Genomic DNA, 18,528 nt, shown 5'->3' with positions numbered 1-18,528 from the left:
TAAATAAAATACCAATTGCGCCTTAAGCTAAAATAGCCTGAGCTTTCTCCAGAACTAGCTTCAATCCATCTTTATACTTACCACCAGCTGTAGCATAAAAAGGCTGTCCACCGCCACCACCTTGAATATCTTTAGCCAATTCTCGTACTATATTCGAAGCGTTCAAGCCTTTATCTTTTACTAGATTTTCTGACAACATTACGGTAATCCCCGGTTTATCATCAATCAGAGTCGTAAATACTAAACATAAGTCATCAACCATATCCTTTACGGCAAATGCCAGATTCTTAACCGCATCTGCATTAGGTAGATCAACATGAGTAGCAATCAAATTAATACCATTAATGGTTTTAAGGTGATGTACAATTTCATGTTTAAGGTTAGCAGACTGTTCTAACACCGCTTTTTCAGCATCCTTTTTCAACTTATTATTCTCTTCGATCAAGGCAGAAACTGCTGACGTTAAATCCTTGTTGCCCTTTAACAAAGCACGCAATTCATTCAATTCTTTGTTTTGATCTAAAACAAATGCTTCGGCTTTATCAGCAGTGATCGCTTCAATACGTCTTACCCCTGCCGCTACCGCACCTTCAGAGATGATTTTAAAGTAACCGATCTGACCAGTAGCCTTAACGTGTGTACCCCCGCAAAGTTCTTTAGAATAATGATCATCAAACGTAATGATACGCACCAGATCACCGTATTTCTCTCCAAACAAAGCCGTTACTCCGCTTGAGATCGCCTGGTCGTAAGGCACATATCGTTGCTCTTTCAATGGGATATTCTCTCTCACTTTCTGGTTCACCAGGTGCTCTATCTGAGCCAACTCCTCATCTGTAACCTTAGCAAAATGCGAAAAGTCAAAACGTAGATAATCAGCGTTTACCAATGATCCTTTTTGATTCACATGGGCTCCAAGCACCTTTTTCAATGCTGCATGCAGTAAATGTGTTGCTGTATGATTATCCTGCGAAAGCAAGCGTTTATTTTCATCTATAACCGCCCAGAAATGTCCTTCAACATCTTCAGGTAAAGTATCAGCATAATGTACAATTACGCCGTTCTCTTTTTTAGTATCAGTAATTTCAACAAAGAAAAGACGGCTATGATCTTCCAAGCGGCCTGTATCACCAACCTGTCCACCACTTTCCGCATAAAAAGGAGTTTTGCTCAACACAATCTGGTATTGTTCCTTGCCCTTTGCAATCACCTTACGATATTTAATAATCTGCGTTTCGGCTTCAAAGTCATCATACCCAACAAACTCAACTTCCAGATCAGGATTAACCAATACCCAGTCGCCCGTATCTATAGCAGTGGCTGCACGCGAGCGCTCTTTTTGCTTAAGCAACTCTTTATTGTAACCTTCCATATCAACGATCCAGCGTTGCTCTCGGGCCATCAATTCTGTCAGATCTATCGGGAAACCATAAGTATCCTGTAGTTCAAAAGCAAACTCTCCAGAAATCACCATCTGGTCTTTCAGGATGCTATACACCCATTGATCCTCAAATGGTTTTTCAAGCTCAATAGCATTATCAGCCATCAACAGTTCACCTTGCTTTTTAGTGTAATTATCAAAGCGTTGGATGCCCGTAGCTAAAGTTCTTAAGAAGGATATTTCTTCCTCCAAAACTACCTTTTGTACAAAGTCCTGCTGTAAAGCCAACTCCTCAAAAACTCCTTTAAACTGTTCAGCCAAAACCGGAACAAGCTCATTTAAAAACGGATCTTTTAAGTTGAGGAAAGTATAAGCATAACGTACAGCACGACGTAAAATACGACGGATTACATAACCTGCTTTATTATTTGAAGGCAACTGTCCGTCAGCAATCACAAAGGAAATAGCACGAATATGATCGGCCATTACACGCATTGCAATATCAGTTTTTTCATCATTACCATATTCAATCCCTGCTTTGGCAGCAATAAATTGAATTAAGGGTTGAAAAACATCAGTATCATAATTCGATGATTTCTCCTGTAATACACGTACCAGACGTTCAAAGCCCATTCCAGTATCTACATGTTGGGCAGGCAATGGCTGCAATGAACCGTCTTTAAGGCGGTTAAACTGCATAAATACATTGTTCCAAATCTCAATTACCTGGGGATGATCGGCATTAACCAACGATTTACCGTCAACTGCTTTACGCTCATCTTCTGGGCGACAGTCTACATGGATCTCAGAGCATGGTCCGCATGGTCCCGTATCGCCCATTTCCCAGAAATTATCTTTTTTATTACCCAATATAATGCGTTCTTCTGGCACATATTGCTTCCAAAGCTCATAAGCTTCTGTATCTCTTGGAAGGCCTTCTTTTTCATCCCCCTCAAAAATAGACACATAAAGTTTATCCTTTGGTATTTTATAAACCTCAGTAAGCAATTCCCAGCTCCAGGCAATGGCTTCTTTTTTAAAATAATCGCCAAAGCTCCAGTTGCCAAGCATCTCGAACATCGTGTGGTGATAAGTATCAATACCTACTTCTTCCAGGTCATTGTGTTTCCCTGAAACACGAAGACAACGTTGTGTATCGGTAACCCGTGGGTATTTTATAGGGGCTTCGCCCAGAAATAAATCCTTAAACTGGTTCATCCCTGCGTTGGTAAACATCAGGGTTGGATCATTTTTAACTACTATTGGTGCAGATGCAACGATATGGTGTTGTTTCGATTCGAAAAATTTTAAGTATGCCTGTCTGATTTCCTTAGCTGTCATCCTTCTCTTGTTTGTTTTGAGCAAAATTAACATATTATTGTGATATTTTTTTTCAATCTACCCATTGATACTTGCATAACTTTTCCTAAGTTTGAATACTTTAAATAAAACCCGTAATCAACTAATAATCAACACAAAAATATGCCTTACAAAGAAAGGGAAATAAACAAAATGTATTACACCATGGGTGAAGTAACCGAAATGTTTGGTGTAAACGCATCTCAGATCCGCTTTTATGAAAAGGAATTTGATGTGTTACAACCCAAGAAAAACAAAAAGGGCAATCGGTTATTTACTCCAGAAGACATTGAAAATTTAAAAATCATTTTCCATTTGGTAGATGACAAAGGCTTCACACTAAAAGGTGCTAAAGAGCATTTAAAAACCAACAGTGGTGAGGTTAAAGAAAACCAAAAAATCATCGCTTCACTTGAGAAGTTAAAGGACTTCTTACTAAAGCTGAACGAAGGAATTTAATTATTTCTTAATTATTTTTTTATCCCGTAAATTCTACAGTGATTTGGCCAATTTAAGCCGATCAAATGAGAATATTATGTTTGCTATTTCTGCTGCAAAGTGGAATGAGTGCTATAGCCCAGGAAGAAGAAAAGATCAAGGACATCATCGAGGGCCTTGCCGAAAACTCACCTGAAGAGGAAGACTTGTCGGAATTAACAGATCGGCTAACCTTCTTCCGTAAACACCCCATAAACCTTCATAAAACCTCTCCGGAAGAATTAAAAGGACTAATCTTCCTTTCTCCACTCCAAATCAGCAATTTCTTTGCCTATATCGCAAACGCTAAACTCCTAGACGTTTTAGAGTTGCAAGCCATACCTGGTTTTGATCCCGAAACCATCAACAAGCTACTCCCCTACATAACCATTAGCACATTAGAAGGCTACGAGCAGATAAAATTAAAAAAGCTGGCCCATATCGCTAATCATGATCTGATTTTAAGATACGCGCGCCTACTCCAACAACAAAAGGGCTTTAGGGATTTACCAGGTAGTAAATACCTGGGTAGCCCGGAAAAATTATTACTCCGTTATAGATTCAACTATCATGATATTCTATCCGGCGCGCTGGTAATGGAAAAGGACGCAGGAGAGCGATTTTTCAACCGCAACACAGGATTAGATCACCTTTCGGCCAACATAGCCTTATTTAAGCTTGGACGCGTTGAGAAACTGGTTATTGGCGATTACAGCTTACAATTCGGTCAAGGGCTAACGCTATGGTCGGGCTTTGCTTTTGGCAAAGGTCCGGATGTGACCAGTGTAGCCGTCAAAGATGTGGGCTTAAAACCTTATACTTCAGCTAACGAATCCTCTTTCTTCCGTGGAATAGCAAGCACCATTAACCTTGGCAGAAACATCCACTTCAGCCCCTTCATTTCCTACAGACGACTTGATGCAAGTTTAAAAGCTACAGCAGACAACAAATTTACGCTTTCTAACATTGGCATAAGCGGCCTACATCGGACTCAAACAGAACTTAAAAACCAAAAATCCCTGAAACAAATCGTGTATGGGGGAGCTTTGCAGTACATTACCGACAACCTGAATGTCGGATTTGTCGCTTATCAATCCAACTACCAACACCAATTCATTACTGGGACACAACTGTACAACAAGTATAGTTTTACAGGCAAACATCTGACCAATATCGGATTACACTACAACTACACTTTTAGAAATATTTACTTTTATGGGGAACTGGCTCAAAGCGTCGGCACGGGGCATGCTTTGGTTAATGGCGCTATGGCAACGCTTTCGCGTAAGTTATCTGCTGTACTACTGCACCGAAGCTACAACAAAGACTACCACAACTTCTTTAGCAGAGCTGTTGGCGAAGGTGCTGAAACCAATAATGAAAAAGGCTGGTATGTGGGCCTGAATTATTTATTGCCGGGCAACCTGAGTTGGTCGGTCTATGGCGACTACTTCAAATTCCCCTGGTTAAAGTACCGAGTTGATTCGGCTTCTGCCGGCTATGAACTCCTTAGTCAACTAACTTACAAAAGAGGAAAAACTTTTAAATCTGCACTGAGATTTAAAAGAGAACAAAAACAACAAAATCCAGACGCGGGTAGTATTTTTCATGGCTTGGAAAAAGTACTAAAGCAAAGCTACCGCCTGGAAGCCAGCTGGAAACCGAATCAAAAGTATAACTTTCAACAAAGAACAGAAATAACTCAATATCAAAAAGGTATAAATCCAAAAGAATCAGGAATATTAGTTTACACGGACATGGATTATACTCCAACAGCGTCCAAATTATCAGGCAATATACGTCTGGCTTATTTCAAAACCGCCTCATACAACAGCAGAATTTACGCTTACGAGAATGATGTTTTATATGGTTCCGGTTCTGGGATTTACTCCGGCAATGGCATCCGGAGTTTTATTAACGTCCGATACCGTCCGCTCAAAAAAATTGACATATGGCTTAAGTATGGGCTCTCCATCTACAGAAATACAGAAACCATCGGCACTGGACTGGATGAAATAGAAGGAAATAGAAAAACAGAGGTCAAATTACAGCTTAGATACCAGTTCTAATGGACAGCCTTAAGAACATAGTCAAAACTGACATGGTTTTCGTAAGGATATTGATCCCATTTGCATTGGGCATACTTAGTTTTTATAGCCGCGAGACACACTTCCTTTTCTACTACCTCCTTATCCTTAACCTCTGTTTATTCACATCCTTAATCATCATTAACATCAGCTACAACAAGCGAAATATTCATCGACGCATAGGCATTAACGGAGTAATACTTCATTGCTTCTTATTTGTTTCAGGTGGCTTATCTTCAATTTCATATAACAACCACATAAATACTGATTACTATACACTTAAAGATTCAAAATACCTAAAAATAAGAATTACAGAAGAACCTCAAAAGAAACAAAATATAATTCTGTTTAGCGCTACCGTGACCAAATCCACTCCCCAAAAACCCTCATTAACAAGCAAAAAACACGATATTCGTCTTTTTCATAGGGCTTCTGGAAAAATAAGGGTATCTATCCTCGTCAATGGCACCAATCCAATTACTTTAAAGTATGGTGAGGAGCTCATCATACCCAGCAGATTTACTGAAATCCCAGCCCCACTCAACCCTGCAGAGTTTGACTTCAAAGCATGGCTGGCAACCCAGAACATTTACCATCAAATCTTTTTAAAGCAGCATGAGCTAGTCAGGCTAAATACCAATACAGGAAACAAACTCATTCGGTTTGCGTTGGAATTAAGGACAAAGCAAGTGGCCGTATACCGTAAGCTTATCAAAAATGACGATGCATTTGCCGTTGCATCTACCTTGATACTGGGGTATAGAGCTGATCTAAGTCCTCAAATGCTTGATATTTATTCGAAAACAGGCACCATACACGCCTTATCCGTTTCGGGAATGCATGTAGGCCTAATCTACTTTGTACTGAATTGGCTGTTGTATTTCCTTGACAAAAAGAAACCGACTAGACTTATCAAAACCATGTTAATTCTCAGCCTGATTTGGTTTTACACACTGCTTACTGGCTTCTCCCCCTCTGTGCTTCGTGCCGCAATCATGATTTCGGCATACATATTAGCCAAGCTATTTACCAGAACTACCAATAGTTATAACATCATTGCTTTTGCTGCTTTCTGTTTATTGGTTTATAACCCTTTCCTAATATGGGATGTAGGTTTCCAACTTACTTTTCTTGCTGTTTTAGGGTTGATCTATCTGCAACCTAAAATTGAATGTTGGTTCCATCCAAAAAACTCATGGATAAATAAAATCTGGAGCACCATAGCCATGTCTTTAGCTGCACAACTGGCCACCTACCCTTTTAGTGTTTACTACTTCCATATGTTCCCGCTCTACTTTTTACTCAGCAACCTATTTATCACGCTTCCTACAGCCTTAATAATGTACATCGGACTCATCATCCTTCTTTTCAAATTAGATAGCTTAGGACCGCTATTTGAATGGCTCATCACTTTTACAAATCTTGGACTAGATCGAATTGCCAAATTACCCTTTTCTGGTATATCTGCTATCTGGATCAGCAAAATGGAGTTAACTGTGCTCTGTATAGCCTTAACGCTATTTATTATGGCAATAAGTGAAGCGAAAAAACAAACACTGATTATCGCAGTTACCCTATTTGTAGGCCTGCAGAGCTTTATGACTTATGATAAATTACTAGCCTTTCATCAAAAAAGCACAATTAGGTTTACCTTAAAGAAAAATTACGCAGTCGCACTGATCCACTCACACAAAGCCATTCTTTTTACAGATTTAAATTCAGAGAGCAAGGCCTTCAAGTATTTTGTCAAGCCTGCCCTCGACCAATTTAAAGTAACTCAAATTCAATTCAGAGAAGCAGTCGTTTCTCCAAAATTAAAAGATAACTAGGGTTATCATTGAATCTGAATCTTCTTTTTCTAAAATGTTCCATTAAAAGAGAGTCCAAAACTATGTTGCTGATAGGAAGGCACAACATTATAATTCATTGCCCCCTTACCCGAAACCCATCTTTTTAATTTTGGATAAATGAAATAGGCAACCTTAGTAGATATAACACCAAAGCCAGCTCCTGCAACAACATCACTAAACCAATGCTTATTGTTATACATCCTAAGTGTCCCAGTAGCAGTTGCAACGGCATATCCCGCGATACCATACCAAGGTGAAATATCTCTATATTCTTGTCTTAAAAATTCTGCAGCAGCAAAGGCATTGGCTGTATGCCCAGAAGGAAACGAATTAAAACCCGCTCCATTTGGTCTTTCTCTATGAGTGGCCGACTTTACAATCAACACAGATCCTCCTGTAATGGCAGCCGACAATAGATATAAACCTGTAGCATCCAATAAAGAATGTTGTCCCTTTATCCCTACCGCGTTTAAGCCATAAACTGCCACAGCCGGTGCAAACTGTAAATAATCATCTGCATGTGCTGCAAATAAAGGATGATCCTCCTGCAATTCATTTTTAGTTGTATGGTCTAGTCGTCGTACTACATTTTCTCCCATCAGAGATACTAAGCCATAACCAATAAAGGATGCCGGAACAATAAAAGCGCCAATCCCAGGTCTATATTCAATAGTATCCCGCAGACTTTCTCTTTGCGCCACACAAACACCAGGTAAGCAAAAAAAAACTACTGCAATAAATATTTTTCGGCATACCGCACAATAACCAGAAGCGCTCATAGTCATAAAATTTAAAACTAAGTTATAGCTCAATTATGAAGAAAATCTGAAGCTTATCTTATATTTGGTCAAATAACTGAATATTTGTATGACTGAACCATTGGTTTTATACTCGATAAGCCAGCGTATAGCTACCATATCTATTAACCGTCCGGAAAAGCGCAATGCCTTAAACCCTGAACTGGTTGCTCAACTAACCGCAGCATTTGTAAAAGCTTCGGCAGATGATGAAGTTAAAGTTGTTATATTGAAGGCTAATGGTAGCACATTTAGTGCAGGTGCCGATTTAGCCTACCTGCAGCAGCTTCAGCAAAACACTTACGAAGAAAACCTTGCTGATTCTGAAAACCTAAAGAACTTATTTACCACAATTTATTACCTGCCAAAAGTAGTGATTGCTCAGGTTGAAGGTCATGCTATTGCTGGTGGATGTGGTTTAGCAACAGTTTGCGACATTATATTTTCTGTACCTGAGGCCAGTTTTGGTTATACAGAAGTAAAACTAGGCTTCGTACCTGCCATTGTTTCCTGCTTTTTACTGCGCAAAACAAGTGAAACTATCGCCAAAAAAATATTATTTACCGGTGCCTTGTTCTCTGCACAGGAGGCTTTAAACTATGGCCTGATCACTTTTGTAACAAACAAAGCCGATATCAGTCTTAATGTAAATAATTTTGCATTAAGTTTGTGTAATGAAGCTTCTGCTAACTCGTTAATGGTTACAAAGCAGCTCATCGGACAAACCACCAATCCCGAATTGGATAAAAGCTTGTCAGAAGCTGTGCGAATCAATGCCCGGGTGAGGGAAAGTGAAGATTTCAGAAAAGGGGTTGCTGCCTTTATCAGCAAAGAGAAAATTAACTGGTAAACTAAATTATTATTAAAATATGTTTAAATCTATCAAAACAGGAGTCCTTGCAATTATTTTAATAGGAACTGCGATTATAGCTAAAGCCCAAAAGGCAATTGATGCAGGAACAATCACTTATGGGGTTGAATACCTTTTAACTGATGACCAGAAAAAAGCTGTAGACCCATCTGTATTACCTTCAGAAAGTAAAGTAGAGTTTAATGGAAATATGTCTAAAGTGCAAGTAGACATGGGTATGGCGATGTTAAAAATAATTAATGATGGAGCCATCAATAATGCCCTTGTCCTTGTAGATATTCCAATGATGCAAAAACAGTATGCAGCAAAAATGTCAAAAGCAGACATTGAGCAGCAATCAGGCTCTTTAAAATTCACAGGGTTTAAAGCAACCGGAGAAAAACAAACCATTGCCGGTTACAATGCAGAAAAATATACCTATAAGGATAATAATGGAGCTGATTATGAACTATGGGCTACAACAGAAATTAAATTACCTGTAGGTGCCAACCCTCGTGGGTTTGGAGAATTAAAAGGTACAGCTATCAAATTCACCAATACACAAGATGGCTATAAAACAGTGCTCACGCTAAAAAATGTAAAAGAAGGAAAAGTTGGTCCTTTCTCTTTGGACATACCTAAGGGTTATGAAGAAAAGACTATGGCTGAATTAAAAGCTATGAGGGGTGGCCGATAACCCTATAGTAAAATGTTAAAAAGTCTGTTTTTTTTTATCCGCTTCTTCTTATTCTGGCTGTTATTCTTTTTTATTGACCGCCTGATATTTATATTCATTAATCATCAAAAACTTGCTGCTGTTTCCTTCAAAGAAACAGCAGCAACATTTTATTACGCCCTCCCCTTAGACTTATCCATGACGGCTTACATTACCGTCATTCCACTTTTAAGTTATATTTATTGGCTTTTAAATGGCCGCAAAATCATAGAACTAAAATGGGTATCAGTTTACAACACCATCCTGGTACTGATCTGTAGCATCCTTTCTGTTGTTAATTTCAACATCTACAGAGAATGGGGTAGCAAGGTGAATTCAAAAGCACTTGGTTTTGCATTTTCATCCCCTAAAGAGGCCATGGCATCTAGCGCTTCCTCACCACTTGGCTTATCCATTTCTTTATTAATCCTGCTTACGGCATTAGGACTTTTCCTTCAGCATTATGTCGTATCTAGAAAACTAACTTTTACGGCTAACCCAATTTGGGCTAGAATATTACTCTGTGTAGTTTTAGTGGGGGCAAATTTTCTATTGATCAGAGGTGGTATGGGTGTATCTCCAATCACCCAAAGTAGGGCCTACTTCTCCAAAGAGCAAGTATTAAATCATGCCTCAGTAAATACGGAGTGGAATCTGATATCAAGTTTGATCTCCGCTAAAATGACCAAAAACAATCCTTATCAGTACTTGGATAGCAAACTAGCTGAGGCGGATGTTAAAGCTTTGTATAGTCCGTTAAAGGATACGACCATCAACATACTCCAAACAAAACGTCCAAATATAGTACTGGTTATTATTGAAAGTTTTACGGCCGACCTTACCAAAACTCTAGGCAATGAAAATGGCATTACCCCACATTTTGATAGCCTGATTAACAAAGGTGTACTTTTTAGTCAAATTTATTCGTCGGGAAGTCGTACAGACAAAGGCCTAATCGCTACACTCGCCGGATTCCCTACCCTTGGAACAGGAAGTATTGTAAAATGGCCAGAGAAAATGCAAAAGATACCAGCTATCTCTCAGCCCTTATACAAAAGTGGCTATAAAACTTCCTTCTACTATGGTGGAGAGTCAGAATTTGACAACTACAAAGCCTTTATCCTAAGTCATGATTACCAGAAACTCATCGATAAGAACAATTTTACGGGCAATGAGATGAAATCGCGCTGGGGAAAATTTGATGAATTGGTATTTCAAAAACAGCTTGAGGACCTAAATAAGGAGAAACAACCATTCTTTTCGACTATCCTTACGTTAACCAATCACGAGCCTTACGACCTCCCTGGAACTTCAAAATTTGGCAAAGCCGATAATATAGCCAACTTTAAAAGCACAGCCTATTACACAGATTCCTGCATCAATGCTTTTTTAACTAATGCCAAAAAACAGCCCTGGTATAAAAACACACTATTTGTATTTGTGGCTGATCACGGACATTTACTGCCTAAAAACATACACGATATTTCTACGCCGCAACGTTACCATATCCCCTTGTTGTTTTATGGGGAGGTAATTAAAGATGAATTTAAAGGTCGTAAATTCAATAATATTGGCAGTCAGACTGATATAGCGGCTACCCTACTGGCTCAACTAGATCTACCGACAAAGCAATTTGAATGGAGTAAAAACCTATTAAATCCTTACAGCAAACCTTTTGCTTTTTTTAGCTGGGACAATGGAATGGGCTTTATTGATAACCAGCAATGTGTTACTTTTGATAATGTAGGTAAAATGGTCTTGTACAACAGCAATGAAAAAGATCCTATACACACCTCTAAAACGCTTGATTATGCGAAAGCATACTTGCAAAATGTATATCGACAATTTATAGAACTTTAATAAAATGAACTTCAGAAACATCATTTTTAACCTGGCATTAGTCGTACTAATTGGCTTTTACGGAAAAACTCAGGCACAAAGCAAGCCCGAACTTAAGTGGACAAAAGATGGCAATGCTTACTATCAGATGATAGATGCTGAGCTGGTCTCTATTTCCCTACCCCAAAATGAGCGCAAGACAATTGTAAGTCGTGATCTACTGTATTCCAGCGGCACTAACCCGGGCGTAATTAAAGATTTCAGCCTTTCTGAAGATGGCACCAAAGTACTGATTTATAGCAACAGCAAAAAAGTCTGGCGATATGAAACCAGAGGTGATTACTTTGTCGCCGATTTAAAAGCAAATACACTTACCCAAGTGGGAAAAGATAGACCTGCTTCCTCACTAATGTTTGCTAAATTCTCGCCAGATGGCAATAAAGTTGCCTATGTAAGTCAGCACAATCTTTACGTGGATGACCTACAGACTAAAACAACTAAGGCCTTAACTACTGACGGAACAGCGAGAATGATCAATGGAACCTTTGATTGGGTATACGAAGAGGAGTTTGATTGCAGAGATGGTTTTAGATGGAGTCCTGACGGACAGTCTATCGCTTATTGGCAAATTGATGCAACCAAAATCAGAAACTTCCTGATGATCAACAATACGGATTCTATTTATGCTTTTACAGTTCCTGTTGAGTATCCTAAAGTTGGACAAGATCCTTCATCTTGCAAAGTAGGTATTGTTAATATTGCCAGTGCCCAAACCAAATGGTTAAATGTGCTAGGTGATAAAGTTCAGAACTATATTCCTAGGATGGATTGGATTCCTAATACCAATGAGGTGATTTTACAGCAATTGAATAGAGCGCAAAATGTAAGCAAACTATTTGTAGCCAATGCATCTACAGGTGCGGTAGGCAATATTTACACAGAAACGGACAAAGCCTGGATTGATGCGGCAAAAGATTGGCAATGGGTAAATGAAGGAAAAGAATTTATCTGGATGAGCGAGAAAGACGGATGGCGCCATGCTTATCTGATCAGCAAAGATGGAAAGAAACAAACGCTGATTACGAAAGGAGATTTTGACGTTATAGAAAATTCATTGGTTGATGAAAAAAACAACCTATTGTATTATATGGCTTCCCCTTTAAATGCCACACAGAAATACTTGTTTAAAACTAAATTAAATGGTGGTGGCAAACCCGAAATGGTGACCCCTTCTATTTTACCAGGCACACATACTTACGAAATCTCACCAAATGGTGTATTTGCACGTCATACTTATACAAGTGCATCAGTACCCCCTCTTACAGAATGGATGAAACTAACAACGTTAAATCCATTTACCATGGCTGGTAGCGTTACCAACCAGCTGGGCCAAATAAAAGCACAAAAAAACAAAGTGGAGTTTTTTAAAATAAAAACAGAAGATGGAATTGAGCTGGATGGTTGGATGAAAAAGCCAGACAATTTTGATCGGACTAAAAAATATCCGGTTGTATTTTATGTTTATGGCGAGCCTGCTTCGCAAACGGTTACCGATACCTATGGTGCTGGTCGAAATTGGTTGTATGCTGGCGATATGCCCAAAGATGGTTACGTTTATATCTCTATTGAAAACAGAGGTGCCCCTGCTCCTAAAGGACGTGAGTGGCGCAAAAGCATTTACAAGAACATAGGCACATTAAATATTCGCGATCAGGCAATGGCTGCGAAAAAGATATTGGAATGGCCATTTATAGACAAAGACCGCGTTGCAGTATGGGGCTGGAGCGGTGGCGGTTCATCAACCTTAAATCTGATGTTCCAGTATCCTGAGATTTATAAGACCGGCATTGCCATTGCGGCAGTAGGCAACCAATTAACCTATGACAATATTTACCAGGAACGTTACATGGGTTCTCCGCTAGTTACAAAAGAAGCATACATTAAAGGTTCTCCTATTACTTATGCAAAAAACCTAAAAGGTAATTTATTATACATCCATGGAACTGGCGACGACAATGTTCATTATCAGAACGCTGAAATGTTGATCAATGAACTGATCAAAAACAGAAAAATGTTCCAAATGATGTCATATCCTAACAGAACACACAGCATTAATGAAGGTGAAGGTACCTCAGCGCATTTGGCACTTACTTACACCAAATTCTTACAGCAGTACTGTCCTCCAGGCGGGAAATAAAGAAAAGCTACTTTCTAAAGGAAACAATAAAGCCCGTGCATATGATATGCCCGGGCTTTATTGTGTTATAAATACTTTAATACTTATTTAAATACCGTCAAAAGTTTCTTTTCCAGCTCTTCTCCACGAAGATCTTTTGCGATGATCTTTCCGTTGGCATCTACCAGAAAGTTCATTGGAATAGACCTGATACCATACTCCTGAGCCAAATCACTTTTCCAACCTTTTAAATCGGAAGCATGCAACCAGGTTAATTTGTCAGCGTCTATAGCTTTCAACCAATTGTCTTTTTTATCATCTAAAGAAATACCTAAAATCTCAAATCCTTTATCATGATACTTCGCATAAGCTTTTACCAGGTTTGGATTCTCTTTTCTACATGGGCCACACCATGAAGCCCAAAAATCTACCAGTACCACTTTACCTTTTAAAGATGATAGTTTGATTGGTTTACCATTTTGATCAGGTATGGTAAAATCAGGCTTTACGCCTATCCCAGTTTTGGCTCCAACTTTTAAAGCATCACCAAGTTCCTTACCGTAAATGGAATTTTTACCGGCCACAGTTAATAAGGCATAAGTGCTCTGTGCCTTTTCTGGATTAGGATAAGTCACAAAACGATCTGTAATAACATAAGGGCTAATTGCCGAGGAAGGATGTCTTTTAACGAAATGCTCTACAGAGTCAATCAGTCTTAAACTAAGTTTTTCAAATTCAGCATTCACAGCAGTTCTATCTCCCTTTTCACCAATACTATCCAATGCCTTATAAAGCTGTCCTGCACGCCCAGATACTACGCTCCAGGTTTGCCCCCACTCTTTCCATACCTTTTGCTCTTTAGCTCCAGTTACTACGACCTCGTTTAATTTGCTCAAAACGCCTTCAATTTTGACGTGCTCATTGGACTGCATAGCAACGCTCATAAACTGCTTTCCTAAACGCAGACCGTAGATTAAGGTACCTGGGCTAGTCCCTTTAAAACTGAAAACACCATTCTGTGCCACTACGGAGTCAGTTAAATCTTTACCGGAGTAACTTCTACTTAGGTATACTTTTTGATCCCCCAATCCTTCAATATGGCCGTTTATCTGGTAGGAACCTACCGTCTGTGCGCATACAGCAGTTATCAATGCAAATGGGCTTAAAGCCGCTAAAAGTACTTTAGCCGGCAGCTTGTATTTCATTATTTTTATTTTCATATGAGTGTTTTTTATATAAAGTTTAGGTGATTAGTATTTATATGCCAGATCTACGATCTTACCAAAGCCGTTAAACACGTTGGTATAAGAGCCCATACCACCTACATTAGTGATGGTGAAATAATACAGCTTACCCTCTGTTCCGTTCCAGGTAGCTACTAATAACCTGGCGCTTGTACTTCCTGCAGTATATTTAGCGTATTTTATGCTTGTCACCTGTTCGGCCGCCGGAAAGCTATATGTCTCCACAACTACATTGGAACTGGTTTCGTACCGGGAAACCGTATTGGCATTTCCATAATAAATGTGAGGAGTACTTGTTGATCCTGATGCAGCGGTATAATTCAAAATACCGGGTGCATTCATCAACTCTTTCTTAAGCGTAATGCGTGGTGCAAGATCGGTTTTCTCCGTTTTATACCTCAACAGATAAGCCTGATTGTTACCATCTTTCATGACCGCATTAAATTCCTTCACCACATCTGCCGAATCCTGAAAGATCATGGTCATCCCTACATTATTCATATCGAACTCAGTACTTGCCGCCGAAGGAAAAGCTTCCAATGAACCTGCAATTGGTGTAGGACTATATCCCCTGACGTTATAAAACCGTTTGGCTGTATTGTCATAAACGATGGCCGGATAGCTGTTACCCCCTGTTGCAAAAGGCGCCAGGTTGTAATTGGTATTTCCCTCAGGATTAAGGGCTACATCTCCCCATTTTTTTATACCAGGGAAACCACCAATCAAGTTAGAGTGCATTTTGCCGTTATTGATAACAACGCCCAGTCCACCTGATCTATTGGCGCTATTGGTACTAGGACTGGTCCAGGTCATCACTTGGGGTTTGATAATTGAGGGTGCACTAAAAAACTCAAAGGCGTAATCAAACTTCTTCACCATAGTCAGGTAGTTGTATTCCTGACTTCCATTATCAGCTAAAATGTATAACCGTTTTCCAGAAGCAGAAATATCATCAGTGATGGCAAAAGGTGTCAATTCTAATTTTTTAGGGCCAATCAATTGTGTTGTATTCCGGTCTGAATAGATTCCATGCTCCACCGCATTATCGGTAAATACAAACGACAAGTCACCTTTCCCAGCTTTATCTTCCAACACCAACCAACCTGTACCATATTTATTGCCAATGAGTAAATTATAGTTTAGGAACGACTTCAAGCCCGTAGATTTATCTTTTACCGTTAAGCGTAGCAAATAACGCTGACCAAGTGTAAACGGGTCACCGTTTACCAGATATTTCAATTCATATTCCTTAGAAATAATTGCTTCCGGAACTACATAGGAACTGGTCGTAGAGTTATCGTAAGCACTCCATTCAAACTCAAGCTGATCCATTTTATCACTTAGCGACTGCGACAATGTAGGTTTAAGGTTCAATACCTGTCCCTGGAAAACGTTTAGGGTAGTTAAAGTTTTAGGATCAGAGAGTCCTACCTTATTCAATTCGGTTAAAGCCAGTGTGCTTTTATCTTTATAACAGCTGCTCAGAAATACCATTCCGGTTAATAGCAAAACACCTGAAATCTTTTTATTTATCATTTTCATCTGTTGATCTTTAAATAACATTAATTAAGGAAACACCACCACTTGGCCAAACTCATCAATCATGTCACCATGTGCCTGATTGTATTCCAGTAAAGCATTTTTAGCTCTTTGCGACATGAAACGGGTATCGGCAGGAAAAGGATAAGAATTCCAATTTGTTCTTCCGGTAACTTGCAACAAAAACCTAAACTTCACTACAGAGTAGGTCCCAAAATATGCACTCCATGCAGCATCCCATATTGTTGGTTTCGATAAAATATCAGAAATAGTAATCTTGTAATCTAAGCGGTCGGAAAAACCCAGATTAAAATCAGCATTTTTCTTCAGTTCCAAGACCACCCTTACCACACTATCCTTTAAACCTGGTTTGCGATAAACATATACGGGGACAGTGGCACTAAATTCATTTGCTTTGATCACTGTCTTACCAATTTTATAATGATAACCTTCTTTAGCAGTCGCTCCTCCTTTTGGTACAAAAGTTACCTCGCGGTCTGTTGTTGCGGCAGTACCTATAATCCTTAATGGTATATCTATAGTATCACTTACTACAGTTACCGGTGATGTAGCGAAAGTATATTCGGTACTATCTACGCTAGCCTCAACATAAACGGAAGTCAGCTCACTAAACATCAATTGCTTATCCTTACCACATGAGGAGAATATCACCACAGCAGCAAAAAGGAATAAACCTTTATATATTAATAGTTTCATAATTCTTTCTTTTATTTAAATACCAGATGCTCCAAATTGCAATTCATCGTTAGGAAGTGGCAACACATATTTTGCAGCATTCATTGGGTTACCTACACCATTCGGAATATTCAATACATTTTTACGTTTATAGTAATACCACAACTGTCCCTCAGCATAAAATTCCTTACGATATTCGAGCGTAATCTCAGTTTCAAGATTAGCCTGATTTGCGGGGGTTGGAAGCTCAGGAATCAGGCGGGCAGCTCTTACCACGTTCAGATATTTCATCCCATCCACTAGCGTTGGTGCGGCTTCAGCAGCGATATAGTACATCTCCGAAAGCCTGATGGCTGGAATTAACCGCTGAGTTACACTCTTATCATTATCACTATAATATTTCTTGGTATAAACTATACTGGTATTGATCTCATTCCATAAACTTTTAGAAACACCTACCTTGCGAATATCGGTTCCATAACCTACTGTCCCACCCTGATAAGTAGCTTCAAGCGTAGCTTTAGCTGTATAAAAATCACGTATATCGCCGTAAAAAGTTGAAGAGGTAGAAGACTTAAAGGAATCATCAGCCAGTTTCTTTAATTCCGATACATAAAATGAGAACACATGCTCTGAACTAAAAGTAAGGTCTGATGCTTTATCCAACGGATCTACAATTAATGAAGGCTGAGCTACAAACTTAAATTTGGTGCTATTGATCACCTCCAATGCATACTTCAACGCATTTACCTTATCCCCCTTGTATTGATACAACCTGGCTAGCGTAGCCTTTACTGCCCAGTAATTCAGATGGTTTTGACGGAACATTAGATACAAATCTGCACTTGTGCTACCCTGATTTCCGGCAATCTGATCTATATTCTGATTTGCAGACAATAACCCTTCAGCCGCTTTCAAATCCGATTCAACTAAATCAAGGTAATCTTTTAATGGAAGTCGCGACTGAGGCACTACAGTAAAAGCCTTCAGGTAAGCCAAAGACGAAACAGACGCATTTGCGCCATCATTATAGATCGGAGCAAACAAACGTACCAGGTCAAAATGTAGAAATCCACGCATCCCCAGGGCTTCACCTTGAATCATCTGTTTGCTGCTTTGATCCAGCACACCATTGTCTATATTTTTCAATATATAATTGGCTTGTGCTATAGCGCCGTAACTATTTGAGAACATTTCACTGATCCTCTTTTCGGCAGCTGTGTCGGTATAATTATACCTTACAATAGTTCCATATGGTGTGCCCACTGACATACCCGAATATTGCTGCGCAAGGATGTCTACAAATCCAAAACTCATGTTTCTGCCATAACCTGTTGTTTTTGCCGCAGTTTGATAGATACCAAACAATGCATCTATAAAGCCTTGACTGGTACTAAACTGCAGTTCTTCTTTCACCTGTGTTTTGGGACTCACATCCAGCCATTTCTTGCAGGAACTAAACACTGCCATTAAGCCAAATAAAACAGGAATTAAATATTTTATACTTTTCATAATTTT

At 39.2% G+C, this 18,528-nt stretch carries 13 protein-coding genes; 7 read left to right on the top strand and 6 right to left on the bottom strand.

What is annotated here, in order from left to right:
• Positions 1-22: 22 nt before the first annotated feature.
• Positions 23-2,722 carry an alanine--tRNA ligase gene (gene alaS / locus FBD94_RS06200; protein WP_136879498.1) on the bottom strand — a complete coding sequence of 900 codons (2,700 nt, stop codon included), beginning with the start codon at positions 2,720-2,722 and terminating at the stop codon, positions 23-25.
• Positions 2,723-2,863: 141 nt separating this feature from the next.
• Here alaS and FBD94_RS06195 point away from each other — a divergent pair, with 141 nt between their 5' ends.
• The 3 genes from FBD94_RS06195 to FBD94_RS06185 all read left to right on the top strand — a co-directional run bounded on the left by FBD94_RS06195 (position 2,864) and on the right by FBD94_RS06185 (position 7,133).
• The gene (locus FBD94_RS06195) at positions 2,864-3,199 is read left to right on the top strand and encodes a MerR family transcriptional regulator (RefSeq protein WP_131606214.1); all 336 of its coding nucleotides are present in this window, start codon (positions 2,864-2,866) and stop codon (positions 3,197-3,199) included.
• A gap of 65 nt (positions 3,200-3,264) precedes the next feature.
• Positions 3,265-5,286, top strand: a complete 2,022-nt coding sequence (locus FBD94_RS06190) for a type II secretion system protein GspK (protein ID WP_136879497.1) — start codon at positions 3,265-3,267, stop codon at positions 5,284-5,286.
• Complete coding sequence (locus tag FBD94_RS06185; RefSeq protein WP_136879496.1) at positions 5,286-7,133, top strand: ComEC/Rec2 family competence protein; 1,848 nt, start codon at positions 5,286-5,288, stop codon at positions 7,131-7,133. Before FBD94_RS06190 ends, FBD94_RS06185 begins: the two co-directional genes overlap by 1 nt.
• A gap of 29 nt (positions 7,134-7,162) precedes the next feature.
• Here FBD94_RS06185 and FBD94_RS06180 read toward each other — a convergent pair whose 3' ends face one another.
• Positions 7,163-7,933 (bottom strand): phosphatase PAP2 family protein, encoded by a 771-nt coding sequence (locus FBD94_RS06180; protein ID WP_136879495.1) that lies wholly within the window; start codon positions 7,931-7,933, stop codon positions 7,163-7,165.
• Positions 7,934-8,021: 88 nt separating this feature from the next.
• Between FBD94_RS06180 and FBD94_RS06175 the strand changes: the two genes are divergently transcribed.
• From FBD94_RS06175 to FBD94_RS06160, 4 genes are read left to right on the top strand one after another with little or no spacing between them, the layout of a single operon-like run.
• Complete coding sequence (locus FBD94_RS06175) at positions 8,022-8,801, top strand: enoyl-CoA hydratase/isomerase family protein (RefSeq protein WP_131606220.1); 780 nt, start codon at positions 8,022-8,024, stop codon at positions 8,799-8,801.
• Positions 8,802-8,820: 19 nt separating this feature from the next.
• Positions 8,821-9,498: a hypothetical protein gene (locus FBD94_RS06170; protein ID WP_131606221.1), complete on the top strand. Its 678-nt coding sequence runs from the start codon at positions 8,821-8,823 to the stop codon at positions 9,496-9,498.
• Positions 9,499-9,510: 12 nt separating this feature from the next.
• Positions 9,511-11,376 (top strand): LTA synthase family protein, encoded by a 1,866-nt coding sequence (locus FBD94_RS06165; RefSeq protein WP_136879494.1) that lies wholly within the window; start codon positions 9,511-9,513, stop codon positions 11,374-11,376.
• Between the two features lie 4 nt (positions 11,377-11,380).
• Entirely contained in the window at positions 11,381-13,552 is a 2,172-nt protein-coding gene (locus FBD94_RS06160; RefSeq protein WP_136879493.1) for a S9 family peptidase, read from the top strand.
• 83 nt (positions 13,553-13,635) lie between these two features.
• On the opposite strand, the gene FBD94_RS06155 is transcribed toward FBD94_RS06160, so the two are convergent.
• Genes FBD94_RS06155 through FBD94_RS06140 form a run of 4 tightly spaced genes read right to left on the bottom strand, consistent with a single transcriptional unit; the run spans position 13,636 to position 18,522 of the window.
• Entirely contained in the window at positions 13,636-14,751 is a 1,116-nt protein-coding gene (locus tag FBD94_RS06155) for a TlpA disulfide reductase family protein (RefSeq protein WP_136879492.1), read from the bottom strand.
• A 30-nt stretch (positions 14,752-14,781) separates the two neighbouring features.
• Positions 14,782-16,317 (bottom strand): PKD-like family lipoprotein, encoded by a 1,536-nt coding sequence (locus tag FBD94_RS06150; protein WP_169472230.1) that lies wholly within the window; start codon positions 16,315-16,317, stop codon positions 14,782-14,784.
• A 24-nt stretch (positions 16,318-16,341) separates the two neighbouring features.
• Entirely contained in the window at positions 16,342-17,031 is a 690-nt protein-coding gene (locus tag FBD94_RS06145) for a DUF4843 domain-containing protein (RefSeq protein WP_136879490.1), read from the bottom strand.
• Between the two features lie 15 nt (positions 17,032-17,046).
• Complete coding sequence (locus FBD94_RS06140; RefSeq protein ID WP_136879489.1) at positions 17,047-18,522, bottom strand: RagB/SusD family nutrient uptake outer membrane protein; 1,476 nt, start codon at positions 18,520-18,522, stop codon at positions 17,047-17,049.
• Positions 18,523-18,528: the final 6 nt, after the last annotated feature.

The organism is Pedobacter hiemivivus (genome assembly GCF_005144565.1).
Classification (GTDB): Bacteria; Bacteroidota; Bacteroidia; order Sphingobacteriales; family Sphingobacteriaceae; genus Pedobacter; species Pedobacter hiemivivus.
This window is presented reverse-complemented; position numbering and strand designations above follow the sequence as displayed.